Source organism: Sphingobacterium sp. InxBP1, assembly GCF_026191775.1.
Taxonomy (GTDB): Bacteria; Bacteroidota; Bacteroidia; order Sphingobacteriales; family Sphingobacteriaceae; genus Sphingobacterium; species Sphingobacterium thalpophilum.
In genome coordinates this window covers 427343-449303 of record NZ_JAINDX010000049.1, presented here as the reverse complement: position 1 = coordinate 449303, position 21961 = coordinate 427343, and the positions used below count along the sequence as shown (strand labels likewise).

General features: G+C 44.1%; 14 protein-coding genes. 7 read left to right on the top strand and 7 right to left on the bottom strand.

Annotation, left to right across the window (positions count from 1 at the left end):
* Window positions 1-247 precede the first annotated feature (247 nt).
* From K7A41_RS21935 to K7A41_RS21905, 7 genes are all read left to right on the top strand, one after another.
* Window positions 248-778, top strand: coding sequence for an RNA polymerase sigma-70 factor (locus tag K7A41_RS21935; protein WP_265715569.1), 531 nt, complete (start codon window positions 248-250; stop codon window positions 776-778).
* Between the two features lie 87 nt (window positions 779-865).
* Complete coding sequence (locus tag K7A41_RS21930) at window positions 866-1969, top strand: FecR family protein (RefSeq protein WP_265715567.1); 1104 nt, start codon at window positions 866-868, stop codon at window positions 1967-1969.
* A 30-nt stretch (window positions 1970-1999) separates the two neighbouring features.
* Window positions 2000-5500 (top strand): SusC/RagA family TonB-linked outer membrane protein, encoded by a 3501-nt coding sequence (locus K7A41_RS21925; RefSeq protein WP_265715566.1) that lies wholly within the window; start codon window positions 2000-2002, stop codon window positions 5498-5500.
* Window positions 5501-5512: 12 nt separating this feature from the next.
* A complete protein-coding gene (locus K7A41_RS21920) occupies window positions 5513-6916 on the top strand; it encodes a RagB/SusD family nutrient uptake outer membrane protein (protein ID WP_265715565.1) in 1404 nt (467 codons plus the stop codon).
* Window positions 6917-6927: 11 nt separating this feature from the next.
* Entirely contained in the window at window positions 6928-8400 is a 1473-nt protein-coding gene (locus tag K7A41_RS21915) for a redoxin domain-containing protein (protein WP_265715564.1), read from the top strand.
* Between the two features lie 687 nt (window positions 8401-9087).
* Window positions 9088-10656 (top strand): fimbrillin family protein, encoded by a 1569-nt coding sequence (locus tag K7A41_RS21910; RefSeq protein WP_265715563.1) that lies wholly within the window; start codon window positions 9088-9090, stop codon window positions 10654-10656.
* 43 nt (window positions 10657-10699) lie between these two features.
* On the top strand, window positions 10700-10867 hold the full coding sequence (locus K7A41_RS21905; protein ID WP_265715562.1) for a hypothetical protein: 168 nt from the start codon (window positions 10700-10702) through the stop codon (window positions 10865-10867).
* A 114-nt stretch (window positions 10868-10981) separates the two neighbouring features.
* Here K7A41_RS21905 and K7A41_RS21900 read toward each other — a convergent pair whose 3' ends face one another.
* The 7 genes from K7A41_RS21900 to K7A41_RS21870 form a co-directional block, all read right to left on the bottom strand.
* On the bottom strand, window positions 10982-12430 hold the full coding sequence (locus tag K7A41_RS21900) for a tetratricopeptide repeat protein (protein ID WP_265715561.1): 1449 nt from the start codon (window positions 12428-12430) through the stop codon (window positions 10982-10984).
* A gap of 325 nt (window positions 12431-12755) precedes the next feature.
* Window positions 12756-14009 carry a CotH kinase family protein gene (locus K7A41_RS21895; protein ID WP_265715560.1) on the bottom strand — a complete coding sequence of 418 codons (1254 nt, stop codon included), beginning with the start codon at window positions 14007-14009 and terminating at the stop codon, window positions 12756-12758.
* Between the two features lie 260 nt (window positions 14010-14269).
* Window positions 14270-15865: a helix-turn-helix domain-containing protein gene (locus tag K7A41_RS21890; RefSeq protein ID WP_265715559.1), complete on the bottom strand. Its 1596-nt coding sequence runs from the start codon at window positions 15863-15865 to the stop codon at window positions 14270-14272.
* 55 nt (window positions 15866-15920) lie between these two features.
* Entirely contained in the window at window positions 15921-16334 is a 414-nt protein-coding gene (locus tag K7A41_RS21885; RefSeq protein WP_265715558.1) for a hypothetical protein, read from the bottom strand.
* Window positions 16335-16487: 153 nt separating this feature from the next.
* On the bottom strand, window positions 16488-17054 hold the full coding sequence (locus K7A41_RS21880; RefSeq protein WP_265715556.1) for a DUF1573 domain-containing protein: 567 nt from the start codon (window positions 17052-17054) through the stop codon (window positions 16488-16490).
* Window positions 17017-19074 (bottom strand): DUF4838 domain-containing protein, encoded by a 2058-nt coding sequence (locus tag K7A41_RS21875; protein WP_265715555.1) that lies wholly within the window; start codon window positions 19072-19074, stop codon window positions 17017-17019. Before K7A41_RS21875 ends, K7A41_RS21880 begins: the two co-directional genes overlap by 38 nt.
* A gap of 58 nt (window positions 19075-19132) precedes the next feature.
* The gene (locus K7A41_RS21870) at window positions 19133-21952 is read right to left on the bottom strand and encodes a tetratricopeptide repeat protein (protein WP_265715554.1); all 2820 of its coding nucleotides are present in this window, start codon (window positions 21950-21952) and stop codon (window positions 19133-19135) included.
* Window positions 21953-21961 lie beyond the last annotated feature (9 nt).

Below are 21961 nucleotides of genomic sequence, written 5' to 3'. Positions count from 1 at the left end.
CAACCGGTGAATTTATCCGCAATATTAGGTTGCAGCAAGCTTTTCGGCTTGCTGCTGGATCCGTCCTAAGTTATCGGATGGTACAGACCAGCCCTAAGATCTTTATTTTCAAAATGAACCTACGAAGTGGAAGGTAATGAGATACAACTTTCGTTTTTTATTTTTGAGAACAATATCCTAAATTAGCTAGACAAACTATCAAGTCAACAACCCAGTGCAATACGATTATAAGAATTTAAAAGAAGATATGCTCTTCCATCTTGTAAAGGCGGATGACGGGCTGGCGTACAAGGAATTATTTGATCGTTATAAAGAGCTTCTCTTTCGCCACGCTTATCGGATGACTCAAGATAGCGAACTTAGCAAAGATATGGTTCAGGATGTATTCTTAATCATCTGGAATAAGAGAACCGCTATCGAAGTCAGTCATTCATTGGAGTCTTATTTAATCAAAGCTATACGAAATAAAATATTGGACTATTTCAGCCATCAGGAGGTGGTGGAAAAATATCGGGAGGACACCCTATCTTTTGTCGAGGAGGGTATCAGCTATACGGACGACTTCCTGCTGGAAAAAGAACTTGCAGCTATAATTGAAGACGAAAAGAGCAAACTGTCGCCCCGTACACGGGAGGTTTTTGAACTCAATCGCGAGCAGGGTCATAGTTACAAAGAAATCAGCGAACTCCTTTCTACTTCCGAAAAAACAATTAAAAAACAGGTTCATAACGCCTTGCGGATATTGCGCACAAAATTTGGCTCCTTCTTTTTTTTCTAATCATTTTTTTTATTTTTTTATACTCCCTTTTTCCAGTTTGCCCGTCATTACAAGTAGATAGCCCTCTTATGGCTGTCGGCCTAAAGAATGGAGAAAGACACAATACAGGAACTATTCCAAAAATATAAAGCGGGGACAGCGTCTCCGGAAGAACTGCGGATCATACACAGCTTCTATCTGCATAAAGCAAAGCGTTCTTCCAAAGCGCTGGACGATCAATTTGTTCAGGAGCAGCTTAATGCAATGGAGAGGAATTTATTTCCACAAAAAACCAAACATATTTCGATATGGAAATATGCTGCTGCAGCGATCGTCATTCTCAGCGCATCATTCGGACTATATCAGTATACTCAGCAGCATGCTGAAAATAAAGCCCAACAGGCAACCGAACTATTGGCTGCCATAAAGCCAGGGCACGACCAGGCCACACTCCGTCTGCCCAATGGCGAAGTCATCGCATTGGATCAACAGGACAAACTGATCAATAAGGATGGCGTCGTGCAACTGAATATAGGCAATATCGATCTCAGCAAAGCTGGAGGTAATCAATTGATCACGCTGGAAACACCGCGCGGTGGACAATTTCAGGTTCAGCTGGAAGATGGCACCAACGTATGGCTCAATGCGGGTTCAACCATCAGCTATCCAGCTAAATTTGTCGGTAACGAACGATCTGTGTTTTTAAAAGGTGAAGCTTATTTTGAAGTTGCACACAATGCTAAAAAGCCATTTAAGGTGAACGTTGGGAACGATGAAATCCAAGTACTGGGTACGGGATTTAACATCCAAAGTTACGCGGACAACGCCACGCCAATCACCACACTGGTCCATGGAAAGGTAAAAGTGACCCGCAAAAATAAGCTGCAACAATCACTGATCCTACAGCCCGGACAGCAAACCCTGCCACAAGCAGATCTACAAAAGGCAAACACGGATATCAGCGGTATTACCGCCTGGAAAAATGGACTTTTCAGCTTCAGACGGAGCTCGGTAAAAAATATTGTCCGCGAACTGGAACGCTGGTATAATATTGATTTTGTCGTTGACCAAACAGCAGCCGAAAACCGCCTGATAACAGGAGAAATCCCTAGAAATGTCAATCTTGACGATGTCATGCAGATCCTTTCTTATTTTGATATCCAAGGCCACATGAAAAACAACAAAGTGTATTTAACCATCAAAAAACAATAGCATAAACAGATAACTTAACCCAACACCTATATGAAAAAAACCTATTCGTCCAGGCTGAACAAAAAAGCCAGGGCCGTGCTACTCTATGGCTTTTCGGTACTAAGCAGTTCCTACGCTTTGGGCCAGATCAACATCCAGGCCAACAACGAATCTGCACTTGCAGTCATGAAACAGATCGAAAAACAATCGACCTACCATTTTGTCTATGACGAGACACAACTGACGATTCCTAAAGTTAAACTTCGCCTCAACGATGTCTCGCTTAAGGAAGCGCTGGATGCGACATTTACTGCCCATAACATCCAGTACAAGATTGTCAAAAACACCATTTTACTGAAAAATGCGCCTGCAGGAAGGAGCATCTCCACTGCGCCCTCAACGGCCGCTCAACAGTACACCTTGCGCGGCACGATTTCCAATACCGAGGGGAAGCCATTAAATGGAGCCACCATCAGCATTAAAAACAGCAATATTTCCACAAAGTCTGATCAAAATGGACAATTTGAATTGACTTCTCCTACGCGTAGCGCAACGCTGATTGTCTCCTTCTTGGGGTACGAGACCCTTGAATTTAATGCCAATGATGAACCGGCAGCGATCCTACTCACGCCGAGTATGACCAGCCTGGCGGAAGTTGATGTGACCATCAACACAGGCTATCAGACCATTGCTAAGGAACGCGCTACCGGCGCATTCTCCGGCCTGCCTAAAAACAGCCTGCAACAGCAGCGGCTCAACAATTTGGGAACCCTGCTGGAAGGTCGCATTGCGGGATACCATAATGGCTTGCTCCGTGGGACAACCTCCATGAGAGGAGTAACCTCGCCCTTGTACGTGATCGATGGTTTCCCGGTAGATAATGCCAACATAGATTTCAATGGCCGCGTAGTCGAGAACCTTCCGGACCTCAACCTCGAAGATATCGAGTCCATTACCATCTTAAAAGATGCGGCGGCAGCCTCCATTTATGGTGCCAGGGCGGCCAATGGGGTTGTGATTATTGTCACCAAAAAAGGAAAAAACAAAGGTACCGAAATCAACGTATCGGCTACGTTGACGCATACCCCCTATTATTTCAATACCGACCGATTGGCATCTGCCGCAGACATGATCGCCATTGAACGGGAGTGGGCAGCGAAAAACCCCAATTTAAAAACAATGACCGCGGAGCAGGCACAAAGTACCTTAAACGATATGTCTTACCAAAGCCTCGGTATCCGGACCATCCTTAAAAAATATGCCGGTCAGATCACTGAATCCGAAATGAATGCCGAGCTGGACCGCCTTTCCCAACAAGGCTATCGTTTTTATGATGATATCGCCAAGTATGCCAAACGGAATCCGTTTTCGCAACAGTACAATCTGAACCTTTCCAACGGTACGGAAAAAAGTAAATTCTACTTTTCGACGACCTATAAAAAGGAGATACTGGAAGACCGTTTCAGCAAAAACCAGAATCTAGGCATCAACCTCCGCAACATCACCCAGATCAACAAATGGTTAACAGCCGAGATGAGCTCATTTCTCAATTATGTGGATGATGACAGGCAGACCTATGATGTGCTAAACCCCGGCTTTTCTTTTCTGCCTTACAATAGGTTAAAAAATGATGACGGCAGTAATTATACGGCTTACATGGCCGATTATATGAGTCTAGCAAATATCAACACGATTAAACAATATGGCCTGAATACACTGGACATCACGCCATTGGACGAGATAAAAAACAATATCGAACAGTCAAATGGTTTTTCGAACCGAAGTTTCCTCAAATTGAATGCGAAGATTGCAGACTGGCTCAGCTATTCGGCCTCTTTTCAGTATGAAATCAGCAATAAAAAGTTTGAGCTTCTCTATGGTAAAAATTCGTATTATACACGATCGAGAGTCAATCAGTTTGCATTAATCGCTGACGGAAAAGCCAAACTGATGATGCCCAATGGGAATATCAATAAAACAACAGATCTCAAGAATAATGCGTTCAATTTTAGGCAACAGGTCAATATCGACAAGGATTTTGGCGAAAAGCATAGCCTAAACGCCATATTGGGCAGCGAGCTTAAAAACAACCGCATGCGTTCTCAACTTCAAAATCTCTATAATTTTGATCCCGACGCGCTTACCTATACCATGCTGGATCCAGCCATAGGAACTGTGGGTTCTTTCAACCAAAATTATGATAATGCCAGTCAGTACGAATCCACCAATCGCTTTGTATCTTTTTATGGCAATGTCGGCTATGCCTATTCGAGAAAATACCTCCTTACGGGAAGCTTGCGCTGGGATAGATCCAATTTATGGGGAACAAGTTCAAAATATCAAAACAAACCAATCTGGTCTATGGGTGCCGGATGGAATCTGCATGAGGAAAATTTCGTGCAGCTGGACTGGCTAGATCAACTTAAGCTACGCACTTCCTACGGTATCGGTGGCAATATCTTGCAGAATGTCGCCCCCTTTATGACAGCTTATTATAATACCAACTCCCATGTAGGAGGAACCCAAGGTACGGTGTCGGACCGTCCCAACCCATCTCTTTCGTGGGAAAAAACAACGACCACGAATATCGGATTAGATTTTGCTGTGTTCAGAAACCGTCTATCGGGAAGCGTGGATTACTATAGAAAACAAGGAAAAGATCTCTTCGCCTCCACCATGGGCGTACCGACTGAAGGCTTCGGCTATTCGACCTACGCCATCAACAATGGGGAGATGACCAACCATGGTCTGGAACTGACGCTGAATGCCGACATACTACAGAAGAATGATTTTAGCTGGAACAGCAGTATCCTATATGCCTATAACAAAAACAAAGTGACGTATGTCAATGTCAAAGCGCCATTTTATATCCTACAATTGGATTACCCCGACGCTTATCCTCGCATAGGCAATCCATACCAGGCGATTTATGCCTACAAATGGGCTGGACTCGATCAGCAAGGCATACCGCAGGTATATGATGAACATGGGAACAAAAGTACACAAACGCCAACAACATTGGAGTCCATTGTCTATGCTGGAACAAAAGTGCCTACGCACACCCTTTCGTGGACAAATAGCCTCTCCTACAAAAACTTCGATTTTTCGATGATGCTCACATACGAAGGAGGACATAAAATCAGAAATAAGGATCTACCTTATATGGGTATCGGCAACTATCTGACATTCACGACTCTTGCTCCGATGAACAAAGACATCCGTAACCGTTGGCAACAGGAAGGCGATGAATCGAGAACCGATATTCCCCGCCTGGTGTTTCCCGAAGAGACAAATCTTTACAACTCGGCAAGCGGCACCGTCTACCAATATGCCGATATCAATGTGCTTGATGCCCGCAATGTACGCATCCGTAATATCAGTCTTGCCTATCGGCTACCGGCCGACTGGATAAAAAAAATGCGGCTGGCGCAGGCCCGTTTGCAATTCAATGCTGAAAATGTAGCCATGTTCACCAAATCGAGCAACGCAAAATTTATGCTGGAAGGCTATCGGGCCCCGAGTTATGTTTTTGGCGCTTACCTAACTTTTTAATTTAAAATTCTTATGAAAAAATTAATATACCTACTTTCGATCATTCCCCTGCTGTTCTTCGCATCTTGCAATAAATACCTGGACATATTGCCCAAAGGCAAGAAAATCCCACAAACCTACGCGGACTTCGAAGCGCTATTGCGCGATGAAGCAACTGTTCACCAGGTTCCTATTCCCCAGGCTATTATTTTGCCCAACGATCGTTTTGTGTCCCCAGCCAATCTTAATTATTATAAATTATGGGATATTAACTATAACTGGAAGGAACAAGAAGACCGCAAGATCTACAATAACTCGGATGAGAGCACCTATTACTATGCCTATTCGAGCATATCCGTCTGCAATCTCCTCCTAGAACATGGCCCCGCAATGACCGAGGCAACGGCCCAACAGCGGGATGAATTGATGGCTACCGCCAAGGTACTAAGGGCTATCAGTTATTTTACGTTGGCAAATTACTATGCTGCGGATTATGACCCTAAAACGGCCGGTCAATTGCTATCGGTTCCATGGATTGAAAGTGCCGATATCGGCGCCCCTTCAAAGCAAGTTACGATTGCCGAAATATACGACTATATGATTAAGGATATCAAAGATGCACTACCTAACCTGCCTGCTACGGGACTAACTATCCTGCACCCGGGCAAAGGAGCGGCCTATGCATTATTGGCACGGATTTACCTCCAAATGGACAACTACGCCGATGCGCTGGAAAATAGTGAAAAAGCATTGGGATACAACGATAAATTATACGACTGGACCGCCTACTATGCGGCCAATAAAACGCAGATCGAGGATCCTGATAACTATACACTGAAGAAGACGCCCATGGATTTTGCCTATGTGGAGAATTACTATTTCAGACATGGCCAATCGCCAAATTATACCGCTGCAGAGTTATCGTTGCAGGTAGAACGTGCAACGCGATTTGAAAAAGGGGACAGTAAATTCGCCTCACGCTGGAAGTTGCGTACCGTCGTACCCAACACCTATTTTGCGAGCACTATGACCGGATTCTACAACACCCAGGGTTTGACGACCGTGGAAGTCTATCTGATTGCTGCAGAATGCCAGGCAAGGCAGGGAAATATTCAAAAGGCAATGGACCTCGTCAACAAAGTCCGCAAGACAAGGATCCTTGCAGCAGACTATAAAGACTTAACCGCACAAAATGTAACCGATGCCATCAAAAAAATACAGGGGCTTAAACAAAATGAACTGATCCATTCCATTATCCCCTTTGCGGATTATAAACGTCTCAACAAAGAAAGTGCTTTTGCAACCACACTGACGAAGGTGATCGACGGCAAGACCATTCAATTGAGCCCAACATCGCACCTCTGGATTATGCCTTTTCCGTTAGGAGCAACAGAAAACCCAGGCAATGGATCCATTAAACAGAATGTTGAAAAATAAAATAAAAATACATGAAAGTAAACGCATTGACACTTGCCCTCCTGCTTGCAACTACAGTAGGTTATGCGCAACAAAAAAAAGCAGATCGATACGGACAATACCTACCGATTATTGAGAAAGGCACATTGGCGCAAAAGGATTCGCTTGCGAAAGCATTAGTAACAGAGCTAAAAACTTACAAAACGGAAGCGGATTACCGGACGACCATCAACATCCTCCGGTCGCTGGGCAAAGAAGAGGAAATGACCAACGTGGAAAGCATCGCCAAGAAAAAATACCCAAAGGGCACATTGACGCGGGATGCCTTTATTACGAATGTTTTCTACAATGCAGAAACGTCAACGGCGAAAGAAAAGGCGTATACTGAACTCATCAAAAAATGGCCCGTCAAAAATTTCAGTGAAGAACCCTTGACTTATGATTACGTTTTGGGGAGTTTGGCGCTGAGTTTTGCCAATGAAGGAAATGCCCAAAAGGCGGTTCATTACCTGGGTGAAATGAAAGAGCGGTTCTGGCGAGGCAATGGTTATATCCCAGTTGGCCAAGCCCTTTTGCAAGCTGGTGATACAACGACTGCAGCCCCACTTTTGAAGACTGCCATGGATGACAGTTATTATTACCTCACATTGCCCGAAGAACAAAAGGACAATAAAGCCCGCTTTGCGGCAATGGGCTATGCCAGTGCGATGTCGGCCTACGTGAATATCCGTGTTGCACAGAAAAAATATGATGAAGCGCTTAAGGATATCGAAAATGCATTGAAAGCAGCACCAGATCAGGCGGACCGACTTGCCAATGTATACTATAAATCTTTGATGGGAACAGGAAGAAAGCTCGAAGCGTACAATATCTTAACAAAGATATACACGAAGGGGGATTTCACCGTGGAAAACGATCTCAAAAGATTATATACAGAATTGAATGGGTCTGCCCAGGGCTACGATAACTTCAATGCCTCTTTAAAAACTGAATTAATACAAAATATTCGCAGCCACATCAAAGAAATGGCTACATTCAAACCGGCGCCTAACTTTGAGCTTATCAACCTTAAAGGTGAAAAAGTATCTTTGGCCAGTTTAAAAGGAAAAGTTGTGGTGTTGGATTTTTGGGCAACTTGGTGTCAGCCTTGTATACGCTCATTTCCAGGGATGAAAGCCGCGCAAGAATCCTACGCAAATGATAAAGAGGTCCAATTCTTGTTTATGAATACTTGGGAGCGGGATAAAAACTACAAGGAGAATGTTGTTTCTTTCATCACAAAAAACAACTATCCTTTTGAGGTGCTCTACGATGACCAAAAAGATCCGCAGACAGGCGAAGTCATGGCCGCAAAATTTGGTGTTAAAGGTATTCCGGCGAAATTTATTATCGACAAAGAAGGAAATATACGCTATTTTCTTACTGGATCGACTTCCAATGTGGACTATATCAAACTAGAGATGAAGGAGCTCATAGAAGCCGCTAAAAAACCGTATAAAGGTTAATGGTGTTCAAAAAGTGAAATCAAACCCCTTGAGAATTGCTATCTGCAATGATGTTGCAGGCCGATAGGTATAAAATTGTATAAAGCAGGGGCTATCCAAAAGAATGGATAGCCCCTGCTTTATACATCTTGAATTTTGCCTGATGTGAAAAAGGACATCCATCCGAGGTTTATATGACTACTGCAGTCTTTTCGATGATCGACAAGAAACTGGGCAAGTCCTGCATCGATCAACGGGTGTTTTAACAGTCCCGCAATAGCAGCTAAAGGAGATGTAATCACATCTGCTCCAGAGCACATGGACAACGTGTGTCGCATGCCGTACCAAAGCGGCCAGCAACAGCTACTACCACCCTACTACATCACTCAGATCACCACGATCCAGAGCCATTCCTATGCAGATAAAAGACCTTTCCTGTGTCTGTTGCTTCATGGAAGAAGCCTATGAACTATGAACGAATTCCGGAGACCGCTCGGTCCCTACCGGTCACAGGCAACATCACTGGGACTAACGCATAAAAAAATGTAGTATCTAAGTCGTATACTAAAAAACAACATATCCTGAAGATTATAACTTTATTTGCGGCGAAAAATTTAACCGAATAGAGATATTTAATTACTTACCAAACAAAAGCAACAGCAATATTAATCAAATAACACCATAAAAAAAACAATTAAAAACAAGAACATGACTTCAAAATTTAAAACTGTAAGCAGCTGGACAACACTGTCTTTGGTAGCATTGGCCTGTGGCTCTTTTTATTCCTGTAAAGAAAGCAAAGACAGTGTTGCATCCATGAACACAGCGAGTGTTAAAGTGCGATTACTGGGCGTTGAAAATCCGGTCTCCATCAACAAAAAAGGAAGCACGCAAACGACAAGCCGTTCGGGGTCGCAATCCGTCGTTATCCCCTTTACGGAGACAAGTTCTTTTGAAGCCACATTGACAAGTGCGTCCGCTCCGGCCAACGGTATTTCCTTACGCGCTGCCTCCGCAACCAAGGCTGCCACAGTTGAAGAAAGAACACCGCTGGACGCTAATATAAAATATAAAGTCGTAGTCTACGATAGCAATGGAGATTATGTAAAAGAGCAGATTTATACCAATACGGTAGACAACGCTGCCGAACTCGAACTAGAGGCTGGCGAAACCTATACCTTCGTGGCCTACTCCATCAATAGCACCTCCACTGTTCCTACGGTGAGCAATCCGCAAAGCCTATCGGCTGCAACTTTGGAAGATGTTAGTGCCGACCTTATGTATTTCAAAGGAGACCTGACTGTCCAGACAGGCACCAACAATCTGGACGTCGTCCTTGCGCACAAATACAGCCAGATAACGACCAGTCTGAGCATGGCTACAGACATGACAGGATATATTACCAACCTTGTCAATCCCACAATCACGCCGACTTATACAAGTGCAGATCTAAAACTATCCGACGATACGATCACACAATGGAACTTACCGACTGCATCAGCACCGGTAGCTTTTCCGCTATTGGGCACTGGTCTGAGAACCGTGGCAAGCAATCCCACCCTATTGCTCAACCCCGGTGAGACGAACGGTACTTTCAACATCGGTACCATCACAATCGATGGTGAAACGAAGAATAATGTATCTGTCGCTGGATTGCAGATTGTGCCGGGACAACGATATAATCTCAATCTGAACTTCAAAACCTGTACACAGGAAGTCACCGGCGGAGCTGACCTGAACTGGAATTATCCTGCCACAAACGGAGGAGCAACTGTCAATGGCCAATTTAGGCCAAACGGCAGTGTTGTTGAGCAAACACTACAGGCGCCTGGCGCGGATTATGGATTTGTTTTCGATATTTTACGTCTCGACAACTCCTTCAATATGGAGGTGAACGGGCAACCGTTAGCAACTCAGGAAATTCAGTTTGAAGCGACGAGCAACAGCCTTGCTCCCAAAAATGTGGAGTTTGAAGATGGTAGTCAATATGCCGGCGTGAATACAGAAGGCGGCAGCAATATTTCACAGATTTACTCCCTGACCGGAACTGCAGCCGCGCCAATACTTCGCGTCGTCATCAGCCGTACAGGTGAGGTTAAGCTGTACGGTAGTAAGGTTTCCGGTGGTGCGCTCTATCCGCTGCGCCTGACAGCCGGATCATTCAACCAGGTTAACTGGAGCCCGACCTCCAATACAGTGAAAATTACACAGATCGTGCAGGGTAAAACGGAAATGGTCGGCGCCGGCAGTGGAAGAAAGAAGATATCGTGCAACTAACCCAGCAGCAATAACATATAAATTAGTCAACAATTATAATCACATGAAAACAGATCACTCAAAAAACGTCTATATCAGCCCACGTATAGAGACAATCAACGTAGAACTTGAGCAAGGCATTGCGGCAGGTTCGGCAGGTGACACAACAACAAACAACCCCGAACAATCATGGAATAAGACCGATGATATCAATCAGACGATAGACTGGTAAGCTATATGTCCTGTAGCGTAGCTTACCTACGCGCAACCGAACAAAATCATGGACAGAAGAGACTGCTCAATACAGGGCAGTCTTCTTTTTTTGTAAGTCATCTGCCCAGCTATTTTAGTCTCCACAGAGCTGATCCATAAAGACGTTCAAATCTACGTCCGAAGGAATATTTAGCTGTTTTCTTAGCCTGCTTTTCCTTGTCTGGACACTTCTGACTTCAATATGTGTGTAGAGAGAGATATCTTTCGTGGAAAAATTCAGCTTCAGAAGGGCGCAAAATTTTAATGTTTCATTGCTGATTTTAGGATCTATCGATCTCAACCGCTCAAAGAATTCAGGATAGATTCCCTGAAAAACGATAAAAAATTTCGGATCATTTTCCTTGGCCAGTTCAATCAGATGATCAACTTTCCGGCTGAAAAGCTCTTCGCTTTCATTATTCACCTGATCCAGCAATGCTCCATGCTCCAGGTCCCGCTCCTGTATTTTGGTCTGCATTTTTTTGCGGTAACCGAAAAGGAAAAAAGCCCCCAGCAACAGGATAACCAAACATACAGCAAGCGTGAGGCCCAATTTTACCCGCTGTCGGTCCAGCGACTGCTGAAAAGTTCTGTTGTCTGCAAAAAGCTTGTCCACTGACACCGCAAGCCCCCTGTTTCTCGCCATGATCAGACTGTCTTCCAGTATTTTGGCCCGCTGCAGGAAATCCGTTCCCTTTTTGGTGTTACCTAGCTGTCGGTAAGCTCTGGCTATGCCCCTATAGGCTTCCAGAACCATGTCCCGACTGACAAAATTTTTCGATAATTCGAACACTTCCCTGAAACAGACTATCGCTTCGCGGTACTGATGACTATGCATTAAAAAGTCTGCCTTCGTCAGCAAAACAGCAGATCGGTGATAACTGTTGTTTTTAAAGGCCGGGCTATCGAGGAGTTCGAAAGATCGTTTGAGATACAGCTGAATCGAATCTTCGTTGTATTCAAATTTTAGATAGTGCGTAGCAATATTACTCAACGCAATCGGAGTCGGATCCAGCTCCACTGCTTTACGGAGGCTAGCCAATGCCCTTCTGGGATCTAACTCCTGATAATATGCCCCCCGACACCCATAGGCATATCGCAATGCTTTCCTGTACCGTTCAGCAGGCTTCAATTTCGTATAATGCGCGATCCCTATGTCACAGTATTTAACAGCTGTTTCGAAAAGTCCGAGCTGATTAAACACCTGCGCATATTCGATATATAAACGTCCTTTTACAAAATTATCGTCTACATTTTTGGAGAGGTCTTCAGCAATATGCAGGTATTTTAAACTCTCCTTAAGGTCAAAATTCTGCCGAAGAATCCGCCCCACGTTCGTGTAACCTAGCACCTCCCCTTTTTGATAATTCATCTTATGCGCAAGATCAATGATCTTTTTGTTCCATAAAATCCGCTCCATGCCCGAAGCCTTCCGCCCGGCCGGTTTTTCGCTTATCAACAGGGTGTCGATTTCCCTGGTACTGTACTGCGCAAAGTTGTAAATAGGTAAGCTAAGCAAACATAAAATGGCAAAAATCTTCATCGATCAAGGATAATATAGACAAGGCAAAAATTCGATTTTCCCGCGATACAACAAAAAAAATCAAATAAAGCAAAAAAAATAGATACTACATACGTACGACAAACATAAAGAACACAAACAAAAAGACAGGAAACAAATAAATATACCCGTTAATAATAGTGAGCAAACAACACAAAAAAACTGATAAACAACACTATACACAACACCAAAAGATCAAAAAGAATTTGTCGTACGCATGTAGCAGGACGAATTTGGAGACCACTTCCAATAATATTTACCTTCTCACCATAGATTTTTAATCATCGAATCAGCTACCTATTCATCGTTACAATGTACTGGCGTAGGCATTGATGACTTTCACTCTCTGGCGTAAAAACGTCTTCAGCTTTGCTTTGTTCAGCGCGTGATTATTATCACCTATTTTCCAGACATTAAAGTCTTTTTTCTGCGAATCACGGATTTGTGCGGCATACACTTCAATGAAATACATCAGTTCCTCAAACTTTTGAGTGCGGTATGTATTCCATGTCTTGATAAACAAGCTTCTGATCTCCGGATCCCGTAAAATATGCTGATAAAATAATGACCCCACACGCTCATCCCCTTCACGAATCAGCTGCATATCCACAAAATGGAAGTACGTCCGGCCATGCTCCTCGCTAAAACCAAATCCATAGTCAAAATCCCAGAGCGGTCCCATCGTGTACTTCCCGTTCGCTTTCTTATACATAAAGACACTCTTCGGATGGTTTACCTCATTGTTCAAGGCCAGCATGTTGACAATCAAGAAATTGACAAATTGCTGTTTATCAAAAAGTTCGCCATAATTATTATTCGGAAAATTTTGCTGGTACAACCTGTCTTCAAAGGACTGAAATTCGGCTTTCCATTGATCAAACTGAGCCTGGGATTCCGGATCCGGATCTTTTAACATCATCGGCAGCTTCGCATGCGCACTGGTAAACTTATAGGTTTCGTCGAAGTATTTATCGACTTCCCATAAGACACCCCCTTCTCCCAGATCCACTCTGTTTTCTTTCACTTCCACCTGCTGGGTCAAATTGTAGTTTCCACGGTATTCGCCGTTTACCGTCAGATCCACTGCAATAATATCGTTTGTATAAGGCATCCCCAACTGTTTTCCCATTTTCATCGCTACCGCATTGGTCATTAACGTATAATCGTTGTAGTTGGCCAACAGTACCCAATCCTTAGCAGCAGGAAGCCCCAGCACAACAGCTTTTTTATCCAATTTTAATCGATAAGGCTTTTTAGGTTTCGACCAGGTGGAGTTTCCTCTGCCTTTTATTTTTGTCTTTACTTTGTCCATATCGGCAAAACGTCCATTTCCGGCAATCCGGATTTCGGCGTTTAGGTAAGTTTCCTTATCGACAACCTCTGCATCGCCTTCGATGTCGATATAAATATGCGGCACATTCGCCTCAATGCTCGTGTCGAGAACCGGCAGTTCTTCAATTTCTTGTTCACCCGGAATTTCTACGGGTTTCTTTGTACAACCTGACAGTGTAAACGCCCCCAGCAGAATCCCCAGAATTCCGAGTTTCAAATTTCCCTTCATTTTTTTAACGTTATTTTTATTTACAATTTATTTTGACATCTTAGGTTAAACATCTCTTCACAACGTTCCATTCGTTTAAATAGGTTAGCGGAAACAGATTTGACAGCTAAAATAGGTAAACCGGGCAGTTAAATATATCGGACCGCCCCGGACTTATTTTTTCTGTAGCTGTTCAATTACAAAGCGATTACAAGGCCCATCCTATCGCGACAAGATCAAGTATACAGCGTGAAAAAATAACCGAAGATTCAGATTTTGATTTATTGGTCCATTTGTCCTTCAAGCTCCTTTTTGGTAAAATGAACAAAAGCTGAAGGGGGCAGCCCGGTTTGATTTTTGAATGCTGTGGAGAATGTACTCAAGGACGAAAATCCGCACATCTCCGCGAGATGGGCCAGCTTAAAATCAAGTAGTGTCGGGTCTTTTTTAATGCGGTCGATAATATAGTTTATCCGATACGTCTGCAGATACGTATAAAAGTCCATATTTCGGTACTTCTGTACGATATAACTTGCATAGCGCTGATTGGTTCCGATACTGGTCGCCAGTTTTACCAGCGACGTATTCTTATCAATATAAAACTGATCCTGTTCTTCAAAAAGAAATTGCTGGTACAATCTTTCTTCCGTTTCTTTCGAAATATTGATATCCTTTGCTTCTTTTTTCAGTTCGCTGTCCCCTTTCGACAATGATGGAGACTGCAGATGAACCACCGGCAAATTGCGTTCTGCTGTTTGCCTCAGCGCATCCAACTCTTTCAATTGATAATACCGCTTTTTATAATGGCGCTTCAACAAAAATAAATACCCACCGAAAACCGTAAAACACAATACCAGCAGCAGCAGTCCCACGACCGCCATCATATATTTACTTTGATACGCTTCTTTTGTACTGCCAAATTCCTCGATCAGATCATCGCTGATACGCTGCGCCAGTTTGTTGCTATTTTCCTTGATGCTTGTCGCCTTAGCGAGATAATCATGGGATTTGGCCAGGTCACCTCTTAGTTTGTAATAGGCCGCTTTTGTCTGATAAGTCAACATCTCCAGCTCTTCGACGTTCTTTTCCTTTAAATATGGCTCAATCAAACCGAGACATTCCGCTGCCTTATCCAGATCTTTCCGGACCAGAGCGGATTCGGCCATGACGCGGTAGATATACGGTTTTAAATTGGTTTCCATATTTCCGAGCTTCTGCAATGAAGCCTCGAGCAGCGAATCTGTCCTGTTGGTGTTACCGAAGTAAAGTTCACAGGTTGCATGAAGCTGATCATTGGTGGCTTTGATCAGCAGTGCCTTTTTATCCTCTGTCCCGTCCATCTTGATATGGGAAGCCGCTTGCAGAACATATTTTTTTGCCCTATGGAAATCGTTTTCGGCAACTGCATGAAAATACCACTCATGCGCGATATTAATCCGGGTCAACAGCTGTCTTTGCGGATCAGTTTGCTTTTCATTGGCCTTTTCAGCCTGAAGGAGGTATCGCTCTGAGACCTTCATCAGGCCCAATCTGCGAAAAGTTGTAGACAATAAGCCCGAAGTGACCGCCTGCCAGGAATAATTAAGTGTCAGTTCAGCGAGCGAATTTGCTTTCATCGCATGTTTTATCGACCGGCTCATATCCCCTTTATTTTCGTATATCTTGGCCAGAAGCATATGTGATTTTATCTTCTGCTCATCATTGGAAGCCACGGCAAGCAACGAATCAGCCACACGCTGAGCCTCCACCACGTTGGTGGCCACCAGTGAGACGTTGGTTTCCACATATCGCCTGTCAAATTCGTTTTCTTTCTTCTGACCAAAAATAAAAGAAGGACAGGAGATCAGAAAACAACATATAATCAGTACTTTTTTCATAGTTTCAAAACTTTGCTCCAATAGGTCAATGCTTTGTTTTAAAAACATGAACTCGTCAGATAATAAGCGATAATGCGGCTATGGTCAATAAGATTCCGGCAATAATGCCCCCAAAAATCAGGAGTCCCGAAGACAGACCTTGTTCAACGGCTTTGGGCCCCTTTCCCTCAGTCTCCCGAAATCGTATAAAATCATAATATGCCCGAAGCTGATTGGAATCTACGACCACTTCAATTGCCTTCTTTACCTCCCTTTTCAATTGATATAAGGCTAATTGCGAAGAAAGATAGCCCACTTCATTTCCCTTCAGATCATGGCTCTGAAAAAAATTCTCAAAAGCGAGATCGATATCTTCAGCAATTGAAATCCCTTCACTGGAAAAATGTTTCTCGATTTCAAGGGTCAAATGTTTCTCCGTATCAATAAGCGTCAAAAGCAAGGCCTTCGGATCATAGATATGTGAACTCATCGAAAGATTATGTGTATACCAATAGCCCGCAATCTACTAAATATCTTAATTATGACAAATTATTTCGCGTTCATATTAAAAAAAACAAAAAACAAATCTATAAATCAATTTATTACATAGTAAGTATCATTCAGCTGCCACGATCAATCTTTACTATTTATTATCATGGATACTCTTTCGGAAATCCTCATCCATATAATACCCTTTGTTATTTTCACCACCATCTACCCAACGTCTGACTCCCCCTTCGGTATCCATTTCTTCAGTATATAATTCTTCATAATCTTTCGTATACATCGCATTGGGCACCACGTTGATATCAAAAACGATCTCCTGAAAATGTGCTTTTTCAAAATTGCCATACAAGGTCACGAAGTGTTTGACATAACCGACATTTTTTGCACTGTTATAACTCAGTGTGAGCAAACGTTCCTTTCCCGGAGGAATAGAAAACGTATTAGACTCACCATTGACCTTCAGACAACCACATGAGGTAATGATATCGGTTATTATCAACGGGTTTTTTCCCGTGTTTTTTAAATTGAAGGATAGATCCTTTTGCTGACCGGCCAATATGGGATAATAATGCCGCTGATTATCCTCGATTTCCATGCTGGTCTTTTTATTTTTAATATCCAGGCAACCTGAAATCAGCAGCGTCAATGCGACCAAGAGTATCGTTTTAGAATAACTGTATTTCATCGCAGGCGATAACTGCATGTTTGATTTTTCTATTTTTATAAATTTTAATATGTAATTTTTCATTTTGCGTGATTCTTAAGTCCTTGTTTAATACCATTACGCCATTATCATTGGTAAGATCTGCTGGTGTAAAACGGTCCGCGAACTGGTCGTTTACGAATAGCTCTATCGCTTCCGGCGGAAGCATGCGATGACGTTCCTGCACGAGAAAACGAATGCTCAACTGTTGCGTCTGTCTGAAGGGCTGCAGCCTGATGTCCTCGATCAGCAGATCTTCTGCGGAGAGAAACCAGCCCTGGTGAAAGTCGGACCCGAATCCCAGCACGTTATCGAACAGTACATCGGCATCTTTGGGCGGTTCAGAAGAACCAGAAGCCTGCACTTTCAATCCCCTGATTTTGTTTTTCTTTAAAGGATGCTGCATCAGATTACGCCATTCGCCGCAGTACCGATCCAGCTGTCCCTGATCTTCCTTGTAGATCGAAATACCGGAATGTCCCTGATTGTTCTCCAGACGTTCCAGCGACTCTTTGATAGCAGACGAGATGGTAAACATCTCACCATCGGCATGTAGAAAGCCCCCTGCGGCGGCGCCGCGTGAGTACGAAATCTGCAGATCGGTATAACTCATCGCAGTGATTAATCTATCTAGACGCGATCTTTCGGTCCCTTTTGTCCTTGCCACCAGCTTTTTCAGTTCTTTAAACAGCGTTAAGAATTTTTCAGCATCAAAATAGCGTTGCGATGCTTCCCGAAAACCAGTATACATTCCAGTATCCATATTCCCTTTCACGACCTTTCCTTCCATTTGAAGGTAGTAGGTCGCGAGCAGATCACCGGTGACAGGATAGAACCTTGAACAGTAGTTTCTCACCAAACGGTCAACAGGTAGCAACGGATTGATCATAAGCGCGCTGAGCACATACGTTTTGACATCATCAAATGAAGTATAATCATAGCCACTGCCATTCATAAAAATTCCCTTAACACCGAGTGACTGAAAAAACTGCAGCTGTGATCTTGTTCTAAACAGCGCAGGATATGGCGTCAGATAGTCATCAAAGTTAGCGACATAGTTCCAGAGGAATAGCTGATCCGTTTTACCCTGCCATTGTTTCACCAGATCCAGAAAAGCCAGCACCTGCTGATCAGCAGGGTTAAGGTCGACGGTTGTGGGCAAATCTATCGTACTGATAAAAACGCCAACATTGTTTTTGGTGTGTTGTTGCGGCGCATTTTTCGTTGTCCGGTAAGCTGTCGTAAAAAAATGATGTTCCGGAAAGCGTTCCGCCAACCTATTCAACAGGTACACATTCGCAGCTGTTGCATCGCCGGGCCTGTTGCCCTGTTTCTCACATGTGGCACAGGTACAGGCTAAGTCGTTGTCATTCGGTGCGATCATAAACCATTTGGGGTCCCTGTCTCCATATTGGTCCCCAATATAGCTTTCCAAGGCCTTATAGATCTGGTCAGAAGACAGGCAATATTGCCGTCTGTCCCGCTGGCCGGCGATCAGCGCGTAGGCATCCGCCGGCAGATCCTCAGGCAATACCTTATACAAGTTGTGTCCCCAGATTCCCCAGTCACGGTCGATGCTATGGGTATGGTATATACCGAGATGATCTTCATTCAGATTGGGCACAAAATGAGGTTCACGGTAACTGAATGCAAACGTCCCTTTGCTGTCTTCAAAATCGATATACCCCGGAGGCAAGTCAGCAACCTCGATCGGGTGGAACTGGCTGATGTGGTCGATCAGCATATAGCTGAGCCATTTCAGCACATCTCTGTCCCGTCCAAAAATGGCAAGCATGTGCTCCGAATTTTTTATTTCATAATCCTGTTTTAGATCTGGCACGACTTCAAGGTAGATGCGGGCGCCCGTATCGTCTTTCATGCTGTAGTCCGATCGTGTGACCCGGAGGCTTCTGGCAGACTTGATACGCCTGCTAATATGCTCGTAAAGATAATCCGCGGCCGCACTGCTGGCCTGATCCCCGTTGGAAGTGATCAAAAATTCAGTCTTCGAAAAGTCCATACCTTTAGCTTTGCATGCCAGATACACCGGGCAGAACAGCAGGAGCAGCAGGACAAGCTTAGAACGACACGTGCAGCTGAACATAGAGGTTATATAAATTTTTGTAATTGTTTCCATTCGCTGCTCCGTCCGTTCGAAAATTGTACCATGTACCGATCACGCTGCCGCTGACATGTCTCGAAAATGACCTGCCGATCCCCGCACCGACCATGGCATTGAAGACATTGAAACTATTATATAACTGATTGTTCAGCAGGTCTGCATCTGGCGCGCTACCTATACTTGCCGTTGCTAAAAGGTAGTTTTTGCGGTTGTTCATAAAGTACTGCCCTTTAGCTACCAAGCTGTAGAGATAAATGCGTTCACCTTCACTGTCCAGCAGATAATTGCTCCATTTGGCACCAAGACGAAAATCCTCCAGATCTTTTGTCAGGCCCAGACTGAGGTTGTAGAGTTGCTGGCCGCTGAAAAACCGCCTATAGCCCAGACCCAGTTCAGCCTCCCAGCCCGGTTTCCATTCGTAAAATCCGCTCGCATTCACCGCCAGCTTTGCAAAGTACTTGTTGGCCAGGGCAATATCGATCCGCGTAGCAAAAGCAGTGCTCCAGGGGCGGCTCCATTCCAGCTGGCCCTGTATCCCTTTTCCTTCTTCCCTTCCGGCATAGTGGATGCGCCCGACATAGGCGGAACCACCCTGCTGGAGACGACCGTATTCGAAGGAAGAGATCGAGGTAATCCGGTTATCGTCCCCAAATCTCGCGCGCAGGTGCGAAATGGCTACATAATTCTGATCACTTTTTTGCGCCAGAGCACGGAGATGGGCTTTGAAATCGTCGAGTTCGATCAATGAAGGTTCATAAAATTTTTGATAATAGTAAGCAGAATCGAACTTGCGCAGCCCTTCATAAGCGAGTCCTTTCATATATCTGAGGTCTTTGTTGTCTTTATAAACCAAACCACTATCAATCACAGTGAGCGCTTCTTCATGATTCTTTTCGTTGAGCAGCTGCTTTGCATAGAGCTCGGTTGTGCTTAAATAAGTATTGACCAGCGGTTGATGATATGGGCTTTTCTGCACCTGCTCATGCAACATTTTCCAGGACTGCGGTATCTGTCTGGCCTGATGATTCATGGCCTCGGCTAATTTGATTTTGAAGACAGGATCGTCATGCTGCTCCCCGGCGATCTGTGCATAATGATACATAGCCTCCTGGTCCTTCAGCATAGTACTGATATTGATCATATTCAGGAGCGCTTCCTGACTGGCCGGATCAATGACAAGCCAGCGTTTGACCAGTTGCCGGGCTTCAGGCAGTCTGTATTCTTCACGCATGGTTCTGACAATGGGAGCGATCATTTCGCCGTACCCGGCGACAAAATACGGACGGTTTTCGGGCGATGCCTTTGCCAGCACCTGCTCATACACGTCCATTGCACGCTCATAATCCCCTTGTTTCAGAAAGATATCAGATTTTTTTAACAGCAAATCAGGATTATCAGGATCCCCGGCCAGCAGGTCGGTCAAAGATGACATCGCCTCCTTATAGCGGCCCGACGTCATATAAGCATTGAAGAGCCCCCGTTTTGCCACCCTGATAGCTGCAGCATCACCATAACGTATCGCCTCCTGCCAGTCCAGAATAGCTTCAGCGACATTGCTGTCCTGCATATTATCCCTGGCCTCCTGCAGGCTGATTCCGACAAAGGATTCCCTCAGTTCGGTATCCCCAGGATATTTATTAAAAAAGTCCTTTGTCAGTGTCACCACTTTGGACGAGTTCCCCATTCTTTTATAGACCATCAGCTCCATCATATCATTCTGCTTAGTGGAACCCACGTGGCTTTTATATTTCTTTAATACAGCCAGAGCCTCTTCATATTGCTCTTTTGCCAACAGATCGTTGAACACATAATTAAAGGCCTCTTTATTTTTGGGCGATTCGGCAAAGAGCTTACCATAGAGCGCTGCAGGATCATTGTTTCTGGCGTTTCGGGCCGATTCCGTCAAAAAATAACGGTATTGCTGTTTCCACAATGCCTGATTGCCCTGTCCCTTTTTGATGCGAGCATCCAAAAGGGAGAGAATTTCAGCATAGCGCTGTTCGCGTTCGAGAATGGTGATTTTCTTTTGGAAAAAGTGGTCACTGGCCGGAAATTGATTTATTGCCCTTTCCGTATAGACCAGCGCATTGGCAAAATCTCCGGCTTTGATGTAACTATCAATTAAAGGCGTGTAATTCCAGTACTGAAGAGGCCGTTCGTCAACCATCTTTTTGATAGCTTCAATGGACTGATCCAGTTTACCTTCCTTTTTTACCTGAAGATAGCGTTGCTCAGCCATATATTCCCGGTCTTTTTTCAGCTCACTATCCTCCGGATAGATCTGTGAGATACGCTTGAGCAGGCGGTCCGCTTCCACATGGTTGCCCATATGGCGGTAGAGCTCTATCTTTTTCCGCCACAGTCCTTTCCAGTAAGGGTTTACCTCCAATAATTCGTTGACATAGCAGATGGCACTTGAATATCGCTGGGTTTCGGTTTCGACCGTCACCAGCATATGCTTTGATTCTACATTTGCAGGTGCAGATTTGAGGGATTTGACAAGCTCATAGCGGGCCCGGTCATAATCCTTGCGATGGATATAATATTTGCCGACAAGCATGCGCATATCGGAGTCTTCGGGATTTTTCCTGAGGACATCATCTGCTATTTTCTTCCCTGCTTCCCATTTGCCCTGTTTATAGAGTTCATTGATTTCGTACGCTGTTTCATTTCGATCTATGGTGGTGGTTGCCCGTTGCGCATGCACGGCCTGCGTGAAATAAATTGACGCCGAAAGAGTTAAAAATAATTTCGTTTTATGGATATTTTTAAACATTATTTATTC